At 63.4% G+C, this 16,412-nt stretch carries 14 protein-coding genes; 10 read left to right on the forward strand and 4 right to left on the reverse strand.

Annotation, left to right across the window (positions count from 1 at the left end; genetic code table 11):
* The first annotated feature begins 140 nt into the window (after positions 1–140).
* Positions 141–1,184 carry a sensor histidine kinase gene (locus tag A7X12_RS00260; protein WP_064309637.1) on the forward strand — a complete coding sequence of 348 codons (1,044 nt, stop codon included), beginning with the start codon at positions 141–143 and terminating at the stop codon, positions 1,182–1,184.
* 144 nt (positions 1,185–1,328) lie between these two features.
* Here A7X12_RS00260 and A7X12_RS00265 read toward each other — a convergent pair whose 3' ends face one another.
* Positions 1,329–1,775, reverse strand: a complete 447-nt coding sequence (locus A7X12_RS00265; protein ID WP_232318185.1) for a response regulator — start codon at positions 1,773–1,775, stop codon at positions 1,329–1,331.
* A 33-nt stretch (positions 1,776–1,808) separates the two neighbouring features.
* On the opposite strand from A7X12_RS00265, the gene A7X12_RS00270 reads away from it, so the two are divergent.
* Complete coding sequence (locus tag A7X12_RS00270; protein ID WP_232318187.1) at positions 1,809–4,406, forward strand: GAF domain-containing protein; 2,598 nt, start codon at positions 1,809–1,811, stop codon at positions 4,404–4,406.
* A 172-nt stretch (positions 4,407–4,578) separates the two neighbouring features.
* Complete coding sequence (locus tag A7X12_RS00275) at positions 4,579–5,751, forward strand: zinc-dependent alcohol dehydrogenase (protein ID WP_064309640.1); 1,173 nt, start codon at positions 4,579–4,581, stop codon at positions 5,749–5,751.
* Between the two features lie 72 nt (positions 5,752–5,823).
* Here A7X12_RS00275 and A7X12_RS00280 read toward each other — a convergent pair whose 3' ends face one another.
* A complete protein-coding gene (locus tag A7X12_RS00280) occupies positions 5,824–6,546 on the reverse strand; it encodes a Crp/Fnr family transcriptional regulator (RefSeq protein WP_064309641.1) in 723 nt (240 codons plus the stop codon).
* Between the two features lie 178 nt (positions 6,547–6,724).
* Between A7X12_RS00280 and A7X12_RS00285 the strand changes: the two genes are divergently transcribed.
* The 3 genes from A7X12_RS00285 to A7X12_RS00290 all read left to right on the forward strand — a co-directional run bounded on the left by A7X12_RS00285 (position 6,725) and on the right by A7X12_RS00290 (position 9,120).
* Positions 6,725–7,012: a hypothetical protein gene (locus A7X12_RS00285; RefSeq protein ID WP_064309642.1), complete on the forward strand. Its 288-nt coding sequence runs from the start codon at positions 6,725–6,727 to the stop codon at positions 7,010–7,012.
* Positions 7,013–7,203: 191 nt separating this feature from the next.
* Positions 7,204–7,572, forward strand: a complete 369-nt coding sequence (locus A7X12_RS25350; RefSeq protein ID WP_232318188.1) for a hypothetical protein — start codon at positions 7,204–7,206, stop codon at positions 7,570–7,572.
* A 408-nt stretch (positions 7,573–7,980) separates the two neighbouring features.
* Complete coding sequence (locus tag A7X12_RS00290; protein ID WP_084444912.1) at positions 7,981–9,120, forward strand: fatty acid desaturase; 1,140 nt, start codon at positions 7,981–7,983, stop codon at positions 9,118–9,120.
* Positions 9,121–9,278: 158 nt separating this feature from the next.
* On the opposite strand, the gene A7X12_RS00295 is transcribed toward A7X12_RS00290, so the two are convergent.
* Complete coding sequence (locus A7X12_RS00295) at positions 9,279–10,484, reverse strand: alginate export family protein (RefSeq protein ID WP_064309644.1); 1,206 nt, start codon at positions 10,482–10,484, stop codon at positions 9,279–9,281.
* Positions 10,485–11,083: 599 nt separating this feature from the next.
* Here A7X12_RS00295 and A7X12_RS00300 point away from each other — a divergent pair.
* Complete coding sequence (locus A7X12_RS00300; RefSeq protein WP_157105455.1) at positions 11,084–11,866, forward strand: 4'-phosphopantetheinyl transferase family protein; 783 nt, start codon at positions 11,084–11,086, stop codon at positions 11,864–11,866.
* A 14-nt stretch (positions 11,867–11,880) separates the two neighbouring features.
* On the opposite strand, the gene A7X12_RS00305 is transcribed toward A7X12_RS00300, so the two are convergent.
* On the reverse strand, positions 11,881–12,840 hold the full coding sequence (locus A7X12_RS00305) for an SDR family NAD(P)-dependent oxidoreductase (protein WP_064309645.1): 960 nt from the start codon (positions 12,838–12,840) through the stop codon (positions 11,881–11,883).
* A 360-nt stretch (positions 12,841–13,200) separates the two neighbouring features.
* On the opposite strand from A7X12_RS00305, the gene A7X12_RS00310 reads away from it, so the two are divergent.
* From A7X12_RS00310 to A7X12_RS00320, 3 genes are read left to right on the forward strand one after another with little or no spacing between them, the layout of a single operon-like run.
* Positions 13,201–15,456: an AMP-binding protein gene (locus A7X12_RS00310; RefSeq protein WP_064309646.1), complete on the forward strand. Its 2,256-nt coding sequence runs from the start codon at positions 13,201–13,203 to the stop codon at positions 15,454–15,456.
* Positions 15,450–15,902 (forward strand): DoxX family protein, encoded by a 453-nt coding sequence (locus A7X12_RS00315; RefSeq protein ID WP_064309647.1) that lies wholly within the window; start codon positions 15,450–15,452, stop codon positions 15,900–15,902. The genes A7X12_RS00310 and A7X12_RS00315 overlap by 7 nt, the downstream gene beginning before the upstream one ends.
* A 23-nt stretch (positions 15,903–15,925) precedes the next feature.
* The gene (locus A7X12_RS00320; protein ID WP_198161785.1) at positions 15,926–16,360 is read left to right on the forward strand and encodes a DoxX family protein; all 435 of its coding nucleotides are present in this window, start codon (positions 15,926–15,928) and stop codon (positions 16,358–16,360) included.
* Positions 16,361–16,412 lie beyond the last annotated feature (52 nt).

A 16,412-nucleotide genomic window follows, 5' to 3' on the forward strand; every position in this document is an offset into this window, starting at 1 on the left:
CATCGTTTTCATTGACCAAGATTGGGCCGCCTCGCTCCGAAAGCGTGCTAGGGGGATGCCGGGCCGCACGTTGCGCAGGCTCCTCGCCCACGGGGCTGCCAAGCGCGGCCTTTCGGCACGTTCCCCGAAGGGATCCCACGATGGGTGCTGTTCCGCCGCATGTCGCCGACAAGCTGGCGCTGGCGATTCTCCAGTCTTCGAATGCCCCCGCGCTGCTGCTCGACGATGCCGGGTTGGTGATCGCGGCCAGCGCCTCGTTCTGCAGCGTGTTCGCGCTCGCGCCCCGAGCCGTGGCGGGACAGGCGCTGTCCGCGATCGCGGGCGGCGCCTGGAACGTGCCCCAGTTGCACTCGCTGCTCGCCGCCGCGCGTGTCCCGGACGGGCGGATCGACGCCTATGAGATGGAACTGCGCGGCGCCGGCCCTCCGCGCCAGCTCGTCATCAACGCGCAGAAACTGGACTATGGCGACGCCGAGGGCGTGCGCGTCCTGCTCACGGTCGCCGACGTCACCGCGGCGCGAATCAGCGAGAAGCTCAAGGAAGACCTGTTGCGTGAAAAGGCGGTGCTGCTCCGGGAACTGCAGCACCGTGTCGCCAACAGCCTGCAGATCATTGCCAGCGTGCTGCTGCAGAGCGCGCGCCGCGTGCAGTCGGACGAGGCGCGCATCCACCTTCGCGACGCGCATCAGCGGGTGATGTCGATCGCCACGCTCCAGCAGCAGCTCACCACCTCGCGGATGGGCGAGGTCGTGCTGCGGGCCTATTTCACCCAGCTCTGTGCCAGCCTGGGTGCGTCGATGATTCACGATCACGAGAGGCTGTCGCTCGAGGTGCAGGTGGACGACACGATCGTCGACGCCGACATCTCGGTCAGCCTGGGCCTGATCGTCACCGAACTGGTGATCAACGCGCTCAAGCACGCCTTTCCGAACGAGCGCGCCGGCACGATCCGCGTCGACTATCACGCCCTCGGGCCGACCTGGGCGCTGTCGGTCACCGATGACGGGGTGGGAACCACGGAATCGATGGCCTCGGCCAAGCCCGGCCTCGGCACCAGCATCGTCGAGGCGCTGGCCCGCCAGCTCGACGCATCCGTCGGCAACAGCGACGCCGAGCCCGGCACCATCGTATCCGTGCTGCATCCCCCCGTGGATGGAACCGAGATGCCGGTGAAGAGCCGCTAGGCCGGCGTTTTGCCCAGGGGCGATTTCACCTTGCAGGAAGACCTCTCATCTTGTGCCTTCGCATCGCCCCAGCCGCTGACCCTATTCGGTCGACGGGAAACGCCTCGGTCAGTCCGGATCGGTGATCCACCGCGCGCCACCGGCTCAGATCGCGGCTTTCAGCGGTTCCGGCTTCTTGCCATCCGGCAGCGTGTCGCGCAGATGCGCGTGGACCATCGCCGCAGTGAAGGGCTTGCCGATAAAGGTCGCTTTTTCCGGCATGTCCCCCGGCCCGGGCGTGACGCGGCCGCTCGCGATGACGATCTCGATCCACGGATAGTGTTCGGCGACGTGGCGCGCCAGGGCGAACCCATCGGTTTCTCCCGGCATGTCCACGTCGGAGAACAACAGGATCACGTTGTCGGCACATCCCGGCAGCATGGTGCGCGCGGCGTCGCCATGATCGGCTTCGTAGGTACGAAAGCCCGCATCCTCCAAAATTCCGGTGACATCGAGGAGGATCATCGGATCATCATCAACCGCGATAGCATAAGGCATTGTGGAAACTGTCATTTTACTAGAACACACAGGATCGACAAAGGCCCCCTGCAAAAAGCAGCGCGCGAGGGTTAAAGAGCGATGATGGTGGCAGATCCTTCCCTTCCCGAACCGATCGCCGCTGATGTCGCGACGATCGACGCGTTTGATGTAGTGCCGACGCTGCTCGACACCGTCTGCCGCGTCACCGGCATGGGATTTGCCGCGATCGCCCGCGTCACCGACGATCGCTGGGTGGCCTGCAGCGTGCGGGACGAGATCAATTTCGGCCTCCGGCCCGGCGACGCGCTCAAGCTCGAGACAACGATCTGCCATGAGATCCGGCAGCACCGCCAATCGGTCGTGATCCCCGACGTGGATGCCGATCCCGTCTACGCCACCCATCCCACGCCGGCGCTGTACGGGCTGAAAAGCTATATCTCGGTGCCCATCGTGCTGCCGGACGGTCGCTTCTTCGGCACGCTGTGCGCGATCGATCCAAAGCCGCACGACCTGACCAGGCCCGAAATTCTGCCGACGTTCGAGATGTTCGCCCGGCTGATCGCGCTCCAGCTCGAACAGGCCGGCCAGGCATCGGCGCGTACGCTGGCGAATGAGGTCACGCGCGAAAGCGAGGCGCGACATCGCCAGATTCTCGACAGCGCCACCGATTTCGCGATCATCGCGATGGACTGCGAAGGTCGCGTGACCCGCTGGAACGCCGGCGCCGAGAACATCCTGGGCTGGCGCGAGGAGGACATGCTGGGTTCGACCATCGAGCGGTTCTTCACGCCCGAAGACTGCGCGATCGGGCGTCCGGCGCACGAAATGGCCCGCGCGCTCGAGGTCGGCCATGGCAATGACGAACGCTGGCACCTGCGCGCCGACGGCAGCCGTTTCTGGGCGCAAGGCGAGATGACGCCGCTCCGGGACGCGGACGACAAGGTGATCGGCTTCGTAAAGGTGCTGCGGGACCGTACGGAGGAGCGCCTGCGCGAACAGCGGCTGGACCTGCTCGCGCGCGCCTCTGCCGGGCTGCTGTCCTCCGACGATCCCGATCAGGTGCTCCAGGAAATCCTGTCGAGCGGCGCGGAAAGCCTCGGCTACGACCGCAGCTACAGCTATCTGCTCAACGGCGATTGCTCGCGGATGCGGCTGCTCCAGTCCACCGGCGTGGACGAGGAGACCCGGGCGTGGCTGGCGGACATCTGTCCGGTCGACGTGCCGCTGTGCGGGCTGGTCGCCGAGCAGCGCGCGCCGCTCATCCTCGAGCATGTCCAGCAATCGACCGATCCGCGCACCGAGATCAGCCGGCGCAACGGTACGCGGGCCTATGCGGGCTTTCCGGTGCAATCGGACACGACGCTCTATGGCGTGATCTCGTTCGTCTCCCGCACCCGCGACCGGTTCGAGAACGAGGCCGTCTCGTTCTTCGAAAGCTTCGCCCGGTTCCTGTCGATCGGCCGGGAACGGCTCGACCGGGAGGCGGCGCTGAGCGACCTCGCCATGACGCTCGAGCACCGGATCGAAGAGCGGACGCGCGACCTGATGGCGTCCGAAGAGGCGTTGCGGCATTCGCAGCGCATGGATGCGGTAGGCCAGCTCACCGGCGGCGTCGCGCACGACTTCAACAATCTGCTGACCGTGATCCGGGGCTCGGTCGACCTGCTGCGCCGCCCGGACCTGCCGCCGGAACGACGCACCCGCTATATCGAGGCGATCGGGGATACCGCGGACCGCGCGGCCAAGCTGACCGGCCAGCTGCTCGCCTTCGCCCGGCGGCAGACGCTCAACCCCGCCGCGTTCGAGGTCGGTGAGCGGCTGCGGACGATCGCCGACATGCTGAACTCGGTCACGGGCAAGCGCGTTTCGATCGCCCTCGACCTTCCCGACACGCCCTGCATCGTGCGCGCCGACGTCAGCCAGTTCGAGACCGCGCTGGTCAACATGGCGGTCAATGCGCGCGATGCCATGGCGGGGGATGGACAGCTCACCATCCGGCTCGCAACCTCCGTACCGAAGCCGGTCATTCGCAGCCACGCCGCGTCCGACAGCCGCTTTGCCGCGATCTCGCTGATCGACACGGGCGCGGGAATCGAGGCCGGCATCCTCGAGCGCGTGTTCGAACCCTTCTTCACCACCAAGGCAGTCGGCAAGGGCACCGGCCTCGGCCTGAGCCAGGTCTTCGGCTTCGCCAAGCAGTCGGGCGGCGATGTCGATGTCGAGAGCGTGCTCGGCCAAGGCACCACCTTCACCCTGTACCTCCCGGAGGCGGAACCGGGCGCGGAACCGGAAGCGAAGCTGCGGACGCAGGAGCCCGGTGTCCGCAAGGCCGGCCTGTCGGTCCTCATCGTTGAGGACAATGAAGAGGTGGGCAGCTTCGCCCGCGAGGCGCTGGATGACCTGGGGTATCGCACGCTGCTCGTGTGCAGCGCCGAGGATGCGCTGCACCGCCTGGGACAGGATGGTGCCGGTTTCGACGTGGTTTTCTCGGACGTGATCATGCCAGGCATGGGCGGGCTGGAGCTGGGCAAGCGCCTTCGCGAGACCCACCCCAAGCTTCCCGTGATTCTGGCAAGCGGCTACAGCCACATCCTCGCGGAAGAAGGCGCCCACGGCTTTCAGCTGCTGCAAAAGCCCTATTCGACACAGCAGCTCGCACGCGCCATCGATGACCGCTTCGCCAACATGAGCAGGAGCGACTGATACTCGGTCGTCAGACCGATCGTACCGCGCAACCAACCGTCGATTCACCAATACGGGCAGATGACCAGCTAAACGAATGTTAGTCGATAATCCTCATTTCAATGGCATTATTTTCGGGTCTTTCCCATCGCCGAACCGTTAGCCATACCGAGTAGTTCTAAAGGACATGGCTATGCGCGCATTATGCTGGCACGGAAAAGGCGACGTTCGCGTCGACACCGTCAAGGATCCCGAGATTCAACATCCGCGGGACGCGATCATCAAGATAACGGCCTGCGCGATCTGCGGCTCCGATCTTCATTTGCTCGACGGCTACCAGCCGACGATGGAAGCCGGCGACATCCTCGGCCATGAAAACATGGGCGTCGTGGTCGCGCTGGGCGCCGAGGTCACCAACCTCCAGATCGGCGACCGGGTGGTGGTACCGTTCACGATCAGCTGCGGCGACTGCTTCTTCTGCCGCAAGGGCCTGTTCTCGGCCTGCGAGCGGACCAACCCCAACGCCGAAATGGCGATCAAGGCGATGGGCCATTCGCCCGCCGGCCTGTTCGGCTTCAGCCATATGCTGGGCGGCTATTGCGGCGGACAGGCGGAATATCTGCGCGTGCCGATGGCCGATTTCGGCCCGATCAAGGTGCCCGACAGCGTCACCGACGAGCAGGCGCTGTTCCTCTCCGACATTTTCCCGACCGGCTACATGGCCGCCGAAAATGCCCGGATCGAGCCCGGCGACACGGTCGCGATCTGGGGCTGCGGCCCCGTCGGGCAGTTCGCGATCCGCTCGGCGCTGATGCTGGGTGCCGGCCGCGTGATCGCGATCGACGAAGTCCCCGAGCGGCTGGCGATGGCCGAAGCCGGCGGCGCCGAGACCATCGACTTCAGCAAGGTCGAGGATGTGTACGACGAGCTGCAGTTCCGCACCAAGGGGCGCGGCCCGGACAGCTGCATCGATGCGGTCGGCTGCGAAGCCTCCGGCCACGGCGCGGTCGATTCCGTCGTCGACAAGGTCAAGGCGGCAACTTTCCTCGCGACCGACCGGGTGCACGTGCTGCGCGAGGCGATCATGAGCTGCCGGATGGGCGGCACGGTCTCGATCCCCGGCGTCTATGTCGGCATGGGTGACAAGATCCCGATCGGCGCGATGATGAACAAGGGCCTGACGATCAAGACCGGCCAGACCCATGTCCAGGCCTACACCAAGCCCCTGCTCGCGCGGATCGAGGCGGGCGATATCGACCCGAGCTTCGTGGTGACGCATCCCGCCAGCCTCGAAGAGGCGCCGGAAATGTACAAGAAGTTCCGCGACAAGCAGGACGGCGTCATCAAGGTGGTGTTGCGCCCCTGAGAACCGGCCGACCGCCGGCACGAGGGATCCGGGCGGCACGCAAGCCGCCCGGACGTCGGTCCCCTGCCCAACCTAGGCTGCGTTGCGCAGGCGCCGGTGAAGGTAGTTCTCGTCGAAGCCGGCGATCTGGATCAGCTTTGCCGGGTCGGTGATGACGAGGCTACCGCGCTTGAGCAACATCGTGCCCGACAGCCGCAGTTCCTTGAGAACGCGGTTGAGGTGCACGGGGGTCATGCCCAGCGAGTCCGCCAGCATCAGCTGCGACAGCGGCAAGGCGAACTGCGAGTCCGAGGTCAGCCCGATATTCCTGGCCCGGAGATAGAGTTCGCACATCAGATGCGCCACGCGTTCGATGCTGGAGCGCCGGCCCATGCTGGTGATCCACGCGCGCATCGTGCCCTCGTCCACCAGCTGCGCCAGATAGATCGCCTTCGCCACCGCCCGGTGGTTGTCGAGGATCATGTCCATCTGCGGCCGATCGATCGTGGCGACCACGGACGGCGTTATCGTCTGGATGCCGTGATCCATTTCGTCCAGCAGGCCGACGTGCAGGTCGCAGGAATCGCCCGGCATCAGATAGGCCAGAACCTGGCGCGTGCCGCTGGGGAGGATCTTGTAGCGGCAGGCCCAGCCCTCCAGCATCACGAAGACGGGGCCCGGGCGATCGCCCTCGCGAATGAGGTCCGTCCGTGCGGCAACCTTGCGTGGCCGGGACGTGGCGGCCGCCAGAACATCGACGTCCGGCTGGCTGAGAGCACCGAAGCCTGACAGCTTGTCGATGAAGCGGTTCGTCATTCCGCATAGTCCCACGTCCGGGCCGGCGTGGATATTGCCCAAAGTTATAGTCCAAAGTTGATATCAGTGATGGCAATCGACGGCGGATGCCGTATGCCCATCCGATCGTCGGCCCCAACCCTCAGGCTCCGGCGGCTGAGAGACGCACCGCGCTCTCGCCTGCGCAGGAGCTACGGCCATGGCGGAAACCACCAACGACAACGACAACCCGCGCGGGGGGCGGCGGGCGAATCCCCCGGATGCCCATGGCGAGGCCGCGATACTGCTGGTCGAAAGCCTTCTCCACGGGTTGATTGCCCGGTCGGTGATCAGCCTCGCCGATGCCGTAGAAATTGTTGAAGCCGCAGCCGACGCGAAGGAGGAAATCGCGTTCGAACTCGGCGCCAATGCAACGACGCGGCAAACATCGATCGCCTTGCTCGATTCGATCCGCGCCAGCCTGAGCCATGATCTCCCCAGAGACTAGGTCGTTGCCTCATAGGCGCGTCGCCGCGGTCGCATCGATGCGCGTTGCATCATGGCGACTACGTCTGCGGCGAACTTGTCGCAGCATGTGGCGACTTTACGGAAGTGGTTCGGCACGCCGTGTGGCCTGCTGGGCAAAAACGACCAGGCCATGACCGATCCGATAGCCGACGTTTACGAAGGGCGGATATATTGGCGCTCATGTCGATCTGCTTCGAACATTCGCAAGATGGTTGGTTTGCCGGAGGCGGCAAATACGAAATGCGCCGTGAGGCGCTCCGCGTTGGTCAGCGCTTTACTCTCTTTCTGAACGGTCAGCGTGAAGCATCATTCTTCGCATGGCTGGAACAAGAGTCCGGACCTGACGGTCCCACGTACAGTTGGAAACTTGGAACGTCGCGCAAGACAGGAGAAACGGCGGTAGGGTTCGAAACATACGCCTCCCTTTTCACTGCCTTTTTCAACGCCTATCAAACCACGATGAGGCTTCCCCGCGGGTCCGTTGCGATTGCCTTCGATCCCGATGTCGAACGCAAAGTCTGGGATTCGTGGGGCCCATAGAAACCGAAACTTCGATCAATCTACGCCCGTCGGGATTATGGTTCACGACCAGGGTCCGGTTCGGATTGAGATCCTGGCCCCTTCCCGCAGCGCGGACGCGCGCCGAAGCCGGGCTCGATCCCGTGATCGCCGAAATCCACCGCCAGACGGCAGGTCGAATTTCGAACCCATCCGGCGGCCCCTCGGCTCCGCCCGATCGACGCGCCAAGCCGATCAACGGGCCGCCCGCGCCTGCTTTTCTTCGGCCGGTGCCTTGCCGGGCGGGAGGGGTTCGGCATACGGAAGTGCGCTGTGATCGCAAAGGCATCCTTGTGGTGCGGCCCGCGTTGCTTCATCTCTACCGGCCGACCGGCCTGACAAGACCGAAGCCGGTCACCGCCCTCCGACCTTCAAGGCACGTTTCCCCTAATGTACTCAGGCGTACCCGCGCGAACCGCAACCTCGGCCGATGCTAGTGCCGAACAGCGAAACATCGACGTTCGAGACGTCACCCGGCATGTGGCGGCCTTCCGTACGTCCGATGATCGACGCGGGGCGCTGGAGCTGCTCGTCAGCGCGGTGCCGCTGATACTCCTATGGCTGCTCATGTGGCGTGCCCTGGACATCCATTATGGGCTTGCCGTGCTCCTGTCGGTTCCGGCCGCAGGCTTTCTGCTGCGTCTCTTCCTCATCCAGCATGACTGCGGCCACGGCGCCTTCTTCACCAGCCGGCGCGCCAATGACTGGGTAGGCCGATGCATCGGTGTGCTGACCGTCACGCCCTATGAATATTGGCGGCGCACCCACGCCCTGCATCATGCCGGCACGGGCAATCTTGATCGGCGCGGTTTCGGCGATGTGACGACCCTCACGGTCGAGGAATTCTCGAGCCTGGGAACCTGGGCACGGCTTCGGTATCGCCTGTATCGCAGCCCGTTCACCCTGTTCGTGATCGGGCCGGCCTTCGTCTTTCTCCTGCAACACCGCCTGCCCATCGGATTGATGAGCGCCGGGTGGCGCCCGTGGATCAGCACCATGGGTACGAACGCAGCGCTTCTGGCCCTATCTGCCGGCCTCATCCATGCCGTCGGCTTCTGGACGTTCCTCGCCATCCAGCTGCCGATCACGCTGATCGCGGCATCGGTCGGCGTGTGGCTGTTCTACGTCCAGCACCAGTTCGAGCATACCTACTGGCAATCCGGCAGGACGTGGAGCTTCCAGGAAGCTGCACTGTTCGGCAGCTCCCATTACGCATTGCCGCCGGTCCTGCGGTGGTTCACGGCCAATATCGGGCTGCATCACATCCATCATCTGTGCAGCAGGATACCCTTTTACCGTCTTCCGGCAGCCCTTGCCGCTCGGCCCGAACTCGCGGAGCTCAATCGTCTAGGTTTCGCTGAAAGCGTGAAGTCGGTGCGGCTCGTCCTGTGGGATGCCCAGGCCGGACGCCTGGTTTCCTTCGCGGAAGCAGCCTCGGCGGCGGCGGCATCCGATCGAAACAGCGCGAAGGCCCCGGCGGCGACGTGCACACTGCATCCTGCGATCGCACTTGGATCGACGCGCGGCTGACGAGGATCGATGTCCGCGCGGTGAGGATACCCGCGGCGCCGGCGGGCGCTCGCTCCCGCCCGGCTATCCCGCACGGGCGCTGCCGGTGATCATCATGGCCGGCGAAGGCGGCGGCGCATGCGATGTCATCGACCGTGCTACGCGGCAGGAACGTCCCCTCAATACGTCCAATCCAGTTGCAGCCAGTAGCGGTTGGCATCCGACGAGAAGCGATCCGCCTCGTAATGCGCATAGCGTAGCGACAGCAGAGCCTTCTTCATCTTCGCGGTGGCAAGCAGGTTCAGCTCGTCGCCATAATGCTGGTCCAGGCGGTCGCTGCGGTAGCGATGCAAGACCGCCTGCAGGGTCACCGCATCGATCCTGCCGACCGCCTTCCAGCCATAGCCGGCCCCGACATAGAGATCGCGCACGCCGTTCGGTGGGGTTACAGTCAGCTTGTCTATCCACCCCTGAAACTTAAACAACGCCCCCAGAGGCGTCTGGAAACTGGTGAGTGCCACCCCGCTATCCGCGCCCAGCACCTCATAGCCTGCGTTCAGCTTCCAACTGCGCAATTCTAGCGTGGCGTCGGCGAGCCAATATTGGGCGTGATAGCGCATAGGATTGTGGTGATAGTCGGACTGGCCAGCCCAGCTAAATTGATAGCCGAGCTTCGCTTGCGGCGCGATCGGGCGGCTGCCCACCAGCCGCAACCCATAGCTCTGGCTGGAAAGGCGAAAACCCTGCACTTCCGCCTCGTCCTGGTCGACCACATAAGCAAACCCAGTCAGCGTGCCTAGCGGTGTTGCTGCACCGGCATTGAAGAAGACATTATTCCCTCCGACCCCGCGCTGACGAACACCCCGGCCATCCGTGCCCCAGATGGTCCGCACGTCCCAGGCGTAGGTGAGGTCTAGCTTGAGGCCATTCAACGGCACGATCTCGGCGCGGACGGCGTCGAAGGTCTGCGCGTTGTTGCGGATCTGCGCGTTGCCGACGAATCGTTCGTCGTCGAGCGCGATCCGCTGGCGGCCACCGGTGATCGTCAGCGGCTTGGTGCGATATTGCAGCTGCGCCCGGTAGATTGCGATATTTTCGGGATCACCGATCGTCGGCCGGTTGGCCAAGCCGTTGAGACCGTCATTATAGTTGCCGACGATAGCGAGATTGCCCTGCGCCTCGCCCAGTGCAGACCACGGGCCTTGGCTGACTTCGACACCGGCGCGCACGCGGATGGTCACCGCATCCGAAGCAAGGGCGAGATCCGCCTGATCCAGATGCTCGTAACGCGCCCGTGTCTCTATCAAGGGCCGCATCTCGACGACCTGCGCAGATGCCGGCTCCGTGAAAACGAGCACGCCCAGCGTGCTGACCCAGACGCGCATAGATCCCCCCATGACTTGCAAAGCGGCGGCGCTGGCCCGGTGCACGTCGCCAGCCCAGTTACAAATCATATCCAAGCACCGCTCGTCCAGCGCACCCGCCACGCGCCCTTTATTAACGTCAGACCGACCGGTGCGGCCAACACGAAGCTGGCGAAGATCGCGAAGCTGATTCCAAAATGGGTCGCGAGCTGCCCAGCAAGTCCCAGCGCCTAGGCGAAATACAGGCCATCCTTCGTTCAGTATGCTGCCACGCCCGGTCATCACGCCGATCTCCGCACGAAACGTTTCGGCATCAACGCTAAGATCGCTTCGTTCCCCACCCTCTCCCCGGCATCTGTAGGATTAGGAACGCCGCTGCCTGCGCCTTCAACCCGCCTATCAGCGCGCACTTCGCAAGGAGCGTATTGGCAACTAATACGAATCATTCACAGCACCATTACGCGATCGCGATCCACGTCAATTTGTCCAGCCGGTAGATGCGGCATGAGCGCCCGCCCCGAGAAGCGGCGCATGATCCCTATGATCGGCGTGCGAAGGAGCGATTATGTGGACGGAGTTGCTGAGGCAACGTAGCACAATGAGAGCCTTGGCAGCACTTGGTGCTTGAAAACATCTTCGACAGAATGGTTCAACAAGCTCTGGGTTGCGATCGGCTCACCCAGCGGCTCACCAAGCGGATGATATGGATGCACGCGCCCATTCCACCGTCACTGCTCCGTTCGATGCTCGGCGACGCCTTTGTGGTGGAAACCGATGTGGTGAAAATCGAGTTGGTGCCGCCCGTTCTTGACGCGTTATTTCCCGAAGAGCGGGAGCATATCGCCCGTGCGCTGCTCAAACGGCAGGCGGAGTTCGCGACCGCCCGGATTTGCGCGCGGCGCGCCCTTGCGTTGCTCGACGTTACACCGGCCCCGCTTCTGTCCAGCAATGATCGGGCTCCGCGTTGGCCGGCAGGCATTATTGGTAGCATTACCCATGGGGGAAATTGTTGCGCGGTTGCGGTTGCGCGGAGTCGAGAGGCGCATTCGGTAGGAATCGACATCGAACGTGCCGTTCCACTGCCGCTAGGCGCGGAGACACAAATTTGCACGGCGGGCGAGCGCGCGTGGCTAGACCGGCTGGCCAGCGCCGATCGCCAGCTCCTTGCAACGCTGCATTTCAGCGCGAAGGAAGCACTCTACAAGTGCCAGTATCCGGTCACCGGCCTGATGATCGACTTTCTAGACGTCCAACTGACCATCGATCTTGGCCAGCAGCGCTTCCGGATCGCAGTCTGCACACACCAAAATGCGCCATGGGAAATCCTCCGCCGGATGGAGGGTGAATTCCGTATGCGGCAAGGGCTTATCGTCACTACGGCGTTGCTGCCTCATTTCGAGTGACTGGCCCATTGCCCTCAATGCTGCAAACCGATGTCGACCGGTATACCAGCGAGCCGACACGCCGTTTCCCATAGGTCGCGCGCATTATCCCGGTCATAGGAGAGGTTGGACGAGCGGATAGGACGGACGCCCTCGAAGTATACGCCAGAGACAGCCGCGAACGTCTCGTCGGCAGCCAGTGCGGCTAGGTGACGACCAGAGGCGCGTGTAGAGTGGACGTTCCGCATGAACAGACGAAGCGCCGGCAGGAGGTAGGACCAAGCCAAGCGCATCGGCATCGGATAATGCCTCGCTAGGGCTGTGCCTGGCATCATGCCCGGATCCATGGCATTCACCGTAACGTCCAGCACGCCAGCCGCCTTCAGGCGACGCGCGAGTTCATACACGCCGTAAACGATGCACAACTTCGACGTGGTGTATCGGCGCAGCGCTGCGGTCATCGCCCCCCCTTGCTCCCACTTTGGGGGGTCCGCCAACTCCATCGCGCTCGTATATCGAGGCGCGGGCATGCCGGTGTTCTGCGCAGGATCATGCGTGCCGCTGGCCACCCAGACGATGCGGCCTGGCCGGGCCAAATGTGGCAGCAACAGGCGTTGGAGCAGGAAATGCCCGAGGAAGTTGACACCGAAGGTTTCCTCGAAGCCATCCACGGTGCGCGCGGCGCCGCGCTCGGCATGCTGAACGCCGGCATTACACACCAGCGCTCGGACCTCGCCTATGGACGTTTCCCCGAGTAGGCGATCGACGAAGCGATGAATGCTCTGGAATGATGCGAGATCCAACTCGCGGACCAGTAAGCGCGACGCCAGGCCCACTGTGGCGAGCCCGGCAGCCGCCCGCGCTCCCTGCTCCACGTCGCGACACGCCAGGACGATCCGACACGAGGTGCACTGCACCAAGGCGCGCGCGCACTCCAATCCCAACCCGCGATTTGCGCCCGTGATAACGATCAGTTTCGTCTCTGAGCTATCCATGACGCTTCCATGTGCTGCGATGACGATCGCTTCTAACGCGGTAACGACACGGCCGATCCAGCGCAGAAGTAAATCTAAACCGTTCTGGATCGACTTACCGACCTAGATATTCAATTAATACTCAACGCACTTCTGCATATTCACCTAGGACGAAGCGATACCACCAACCCTTTTCTTTTCAAACATGGCACCTGAACGGCAAAATATCGCAGACACATTCTCTAAAACACCTCCAATCTCGTAGCAACTGCGCACCGCATCACAGCATTTCCTGATGTAACAAGTCCCAGGGCAACTTCCGAAGTTCCGAGAGCAACGATTGCATACGCTTTTAGCGGGCGGTTGGATCAGGGGGTGGACATGCGACGAGACGAGATCGACATAGCGGTTGCAACAGCGCCCGCCGTGGAAGCATGTGAGACGTTCGTCGATATACTGGCGAGCCATGCGCTCCACCGTCCGAACGACCTGGCCTATCGGTTCCTGCATTCCGGCGGCGGCGGCGAGATTCTAACCTATGCTGATCTCGATACACGTGCCCGCGGCGTAGCTGCGAAGCTGACCGCGCTGGGCCTGGCCGGCGAGCGCGTTCTGTTACTAAGCCCGCCAGGTCTCGACTATATCGTCGGCTTCTTTGGTTGCTTATATGCTGGCGCGATCGCAGTGCCGGTGTATCCTCCCCGGGCCAACCGCTCGATCCAGCGCCTGTCGACGATCATTACCGAATGCGGCGCCCGCGCCGCGCTCACGAGCCAACGCATTCCCCCTCTCGTCACAGGCGGAGCCGCCGCCGCCGAAACCTTGGCGGGCATCTCCTGGCTTCTGATCGACACCATCGAGGCTACCTCAGGCTTCACTGTCGTGGCGCCGGGCAGGGACGATATCGCCTTCCTGCAATATACCTCCGGTTCGGTGTCCGCACCGAAGGGCGTGATCGTCAGCCATGCCAACCTGATGCGGAATTCGGCGCTGATCCGGAGGTCATTTGGGCTGGACAGGCAGACGCGGGGCGTATTGTGGCTGCCACCCTATCACGACATGGGGTTAATCGGCGGCATCCTACAGTCCCTCTATTTCGGCGGCCCGCTCACGCTGATGTCTCCGGCATCCTTTCTCCAAAAGCCGTTGCGTTGGCTGAAGGCCATCTCGGACACGCGCGCGACCGCCAGTGGCGGACCGAATTTCGGATATGAACTGTGCCTGCGCAGCATCACCGCGGCGGAGCGCGATATGCTTGACCTTAGCAGCTGGCGGACCGCGCTCTGCGGATCGGAGCCCATCCACCCTGCCACATTGGAACGATTCGCGGCTTTCTTCGCGCCAGCAGGTTTCCGCGCGGATGCCTTCTACCCCTGCTACGGCCTCGCCGAAGCAACGCTGATCGTGTCGGGACGGAGCCACACGCGCCCGTTCGTGACCCGCGATTTCGACCCGGCGAGGCTCGCGGACAACGCCGCCGTCGCAGCGGAGGACGCGGCGTCAGCGCGACGGCTGGTCAGCGCTGGCACCGCATTGGTGGACGGAATCGTAATCGTCGATCCCGCGAGCAGCACCCCGCTCGTGGACGGCGCTATCGGCGAGATCTGGGTTCGCGATGCGTCAGTCGCCGCCGGGTACTGGAATCGCCCAGAGGAGAGCCGGACGACGTTCGGCGCCCATTTGGCGGATGGATGCGGCCCCTTTTTGCGAACCGGAGATCTTGGCTTCTTCCGCGACGGAGAGTTGTTTGTCACCGGCCGGATCAAGGAGCTGATCGTCCTGCGAGGCCGGAACCTATATCCGCAGGATCTCGAAATCGAGGCGCGGCAAAGCCACCCTGCGCTTGCACAGGGCCCGTGTATCGCCTTCGCGGTCGAGCGGGACGCACAAGAGCGGCTGGTCATCGTCCACGAGCTCCCGCGTACCCACCGTCTGCTGGATACCGCTGCGATCGCCGCGACAGTCCGTCGCGCAATTGCAGAGGCTTTCGATACAGAGGTCGAAGCTGTGCTGTTCGTACCGCCGCTCGGCATTCCGAAGACGTCAAGCGGCAAGCTGGAACGACAGGGGTGCCGCGCTGCCTATCTCGACGGCACGCTGAAGATGATCGCCGAGTATCGAAAAGAAGTAAGGAGCGCCCTCCCCGCCCAGTCCCGTGCAACGGCGACCAGTCGCGCCATGCCAAAGGCGGCCATGCTTCGAACCTGGCTGGTCGAACGGCTCGCAAACCTGCTCGCGCTGCCGACGGGGGAGATCGACCCCACCTCTCCATTCAGCACTTTCGGGCTGGACTCATTGCAGGCAGTCGGCCTGTCCGGCGAACTCGAAACCTGGCTGAATCGTAGCCTACCGACGACGTTGTTGTGGGATTATCCGACGATCGCGGCATTGGCGGACCACCTGGGCGAACCGGAAGCAGTTGGCGCATCAAACGTGATCGGCCCCACGCTGGCCGAGGAACAGCGGACAAGAGGCGGCGCAATCCGGGCGATCCATCTTGCCGAAAGGGGCGGACAGGATCTCGAACATCTCGCCGAGGACGAACTGGGCGCGCTGCTCGCCGGAAAGCTCGCCGAGCTGGGTGAGCGCACGCATCTTGCGGCCAAGCTCTCACAAGGGGGAGAGGAAACATGCTGAAAGACAGGACGCAAATTCCCCAGCTGGCAATCCGGCCGGTCGTGGGGCTCGGCATGCTTTACCACTCAACGCCCGCGCTGCTGACCGCGGACGGCTACGCCAATTTCGTTCACATGCTGAAACAGGCAGGCGTGCCGTGGCCGGAGCTTGCAGCAGCCATCGTGGCGGCGCTGGAATGTACCGGCGGGTTCTGCATTCTCATTGGCGCCTTCACCGTGTTCTTCTCGTTCCTGCTGGCGGGCGAGCTCTGCGTCCGAATCGTGAGCATCTATTTGTCCGGTAACGGCTTTCCAGATCCGCTGCCTGGCGGTCAGCCTCTGCCCAGCTACGAAACGAACCTCTTTTACATTCTGTTCACGACCGCCTTGATCAACGCTGGCGGCGGCAAGTTCGCAGCGGACACGCTCATCTGGGCATGGGTCAAGAAATCCTCAGCAGAAGACTAGGCAGCAGCGACCAGGAGGCGTCTATGATAAAGCGTTGGTACGAAATCGCGCCGATACCGGTGCGCATCATTGTCGGCGGCGGCCTGGCCTATCACGGTTATCCTAAGATATTCACCGTTTCGGGTCATATGAGCTTTCTGCACATTATGCAGGGCATGGGGGTTCCCTTTCCGGAATTTCTGTCGTGGTTCGTCGGCGCACTCGAGTTTTTCGGCGGACTTGCGCTGTTCACCGGCTTGCTGGTTTCTTGGTTCGGGCTGCTCATCGCGATCGAGATGACAATCAATATCGCATCCGCCCTTATGCATGGCGGGTTCCCGCCGCCGCTCAATCCCAACCAGCCCCTGCCGGGTTACGAGCAGTCACTGCTCTATCTGAGCGGCGCGGTCGCGCTGTGGATCGGCGGATCCGGCGGCTTTTCGATCACACGCATGGTTGTACCCAGACCTACGGTCTGAAGCAGCGGATGCATTTGCACCTTGATCGGAAGCGGGGGGCTACCGGAATGAA

It is taken from the genome of Sphingomonas sp. TDK1 (assembly GCF_001650735.1).
Lineage (GTDB): Bacteria > Pseudomonadota > Alphaproteobacteria > Sphingomonadales > Sphingomonadaceae > Sphingomonas.

What these genes read in the sequence shown, in the direction of transcription:
- A7X12_RS00260 (WP_064309637.1), top strand. Translation starts at nt 141, where the DNA reads ATGGGTGCTGTTCCGCCGCATGTCGCCGACAAGCTGGCGCTGGCGATT.
- A7X12_RS00275 (WP_064309640.1), top strand. Translation starts at nt 4,579, where the DNA reads ATGCGCGCATTATGCTGGCACGGAAAAGGCGACGTTCGCGTCGACACC.
- A7X12_RS00280 (WP_064309641.1), bottom strand. Translation starts at nt 6,546, where the DNA reads ATGACGAACCGCTTCATCGACAAGCTGTCAGGCTTCGGTGCTCTCAGC.
- A7X12_RS00285 (WP_064309642.1), top strand. Translation starts at nt 6,725, where the DNA reads ATGGCGGAAACCACCAACGACAACGACAACCCGCGCGGGGGGCGGCGG.
- A7X12_RS00290 (WP_084444912.1), top strand. Translation starts at nt 7,981, where the DNA reads ATGTACTCAGGCGTACCCGCGCGAACCGCAACCTCGGCCGATGCTAGT.
- A7X12_RS00295 (WP_064309644.1), bottom strand. Translation starts at nt 10,484, where the DNA reads ATGCGCGTCTGGGTCAGCACGCTGGGCGTGCTCGTTTTCACGGAGCCG.
- A7X12_RS00305 (WP_064309645.1), bottom strand. Translation starts at nt 12,840, where the DNA reads ATGGATAGCTCAGAGACGAAACTGATCGTTATCACGGGCGCAAATCGC.
- A7X12_RS00310 (WP_064309646.1), top strand. Translation starts at nt 13,201, where the DNA reads ATGCGACGAGACGAGATCGACATAGCGGTTGCAACAGCGCCCGCCGTG.
- A7X12_RS00315 (WP_064309647.1), top strand. Translation starts at nt 15,450, where the DNA reads ATGCTGAAAGACAGGACGCAAATTCCCCAGCTGGCAATCCGGCCGGTC.
- A7X12_RS00320 (WP_198161785.1), top strand. Translation starts at nt 15,926, where the DNA reads ATGATAAAGCGTTGGTACGAAATCGCGCCGATACCGGTGCGCATCATT.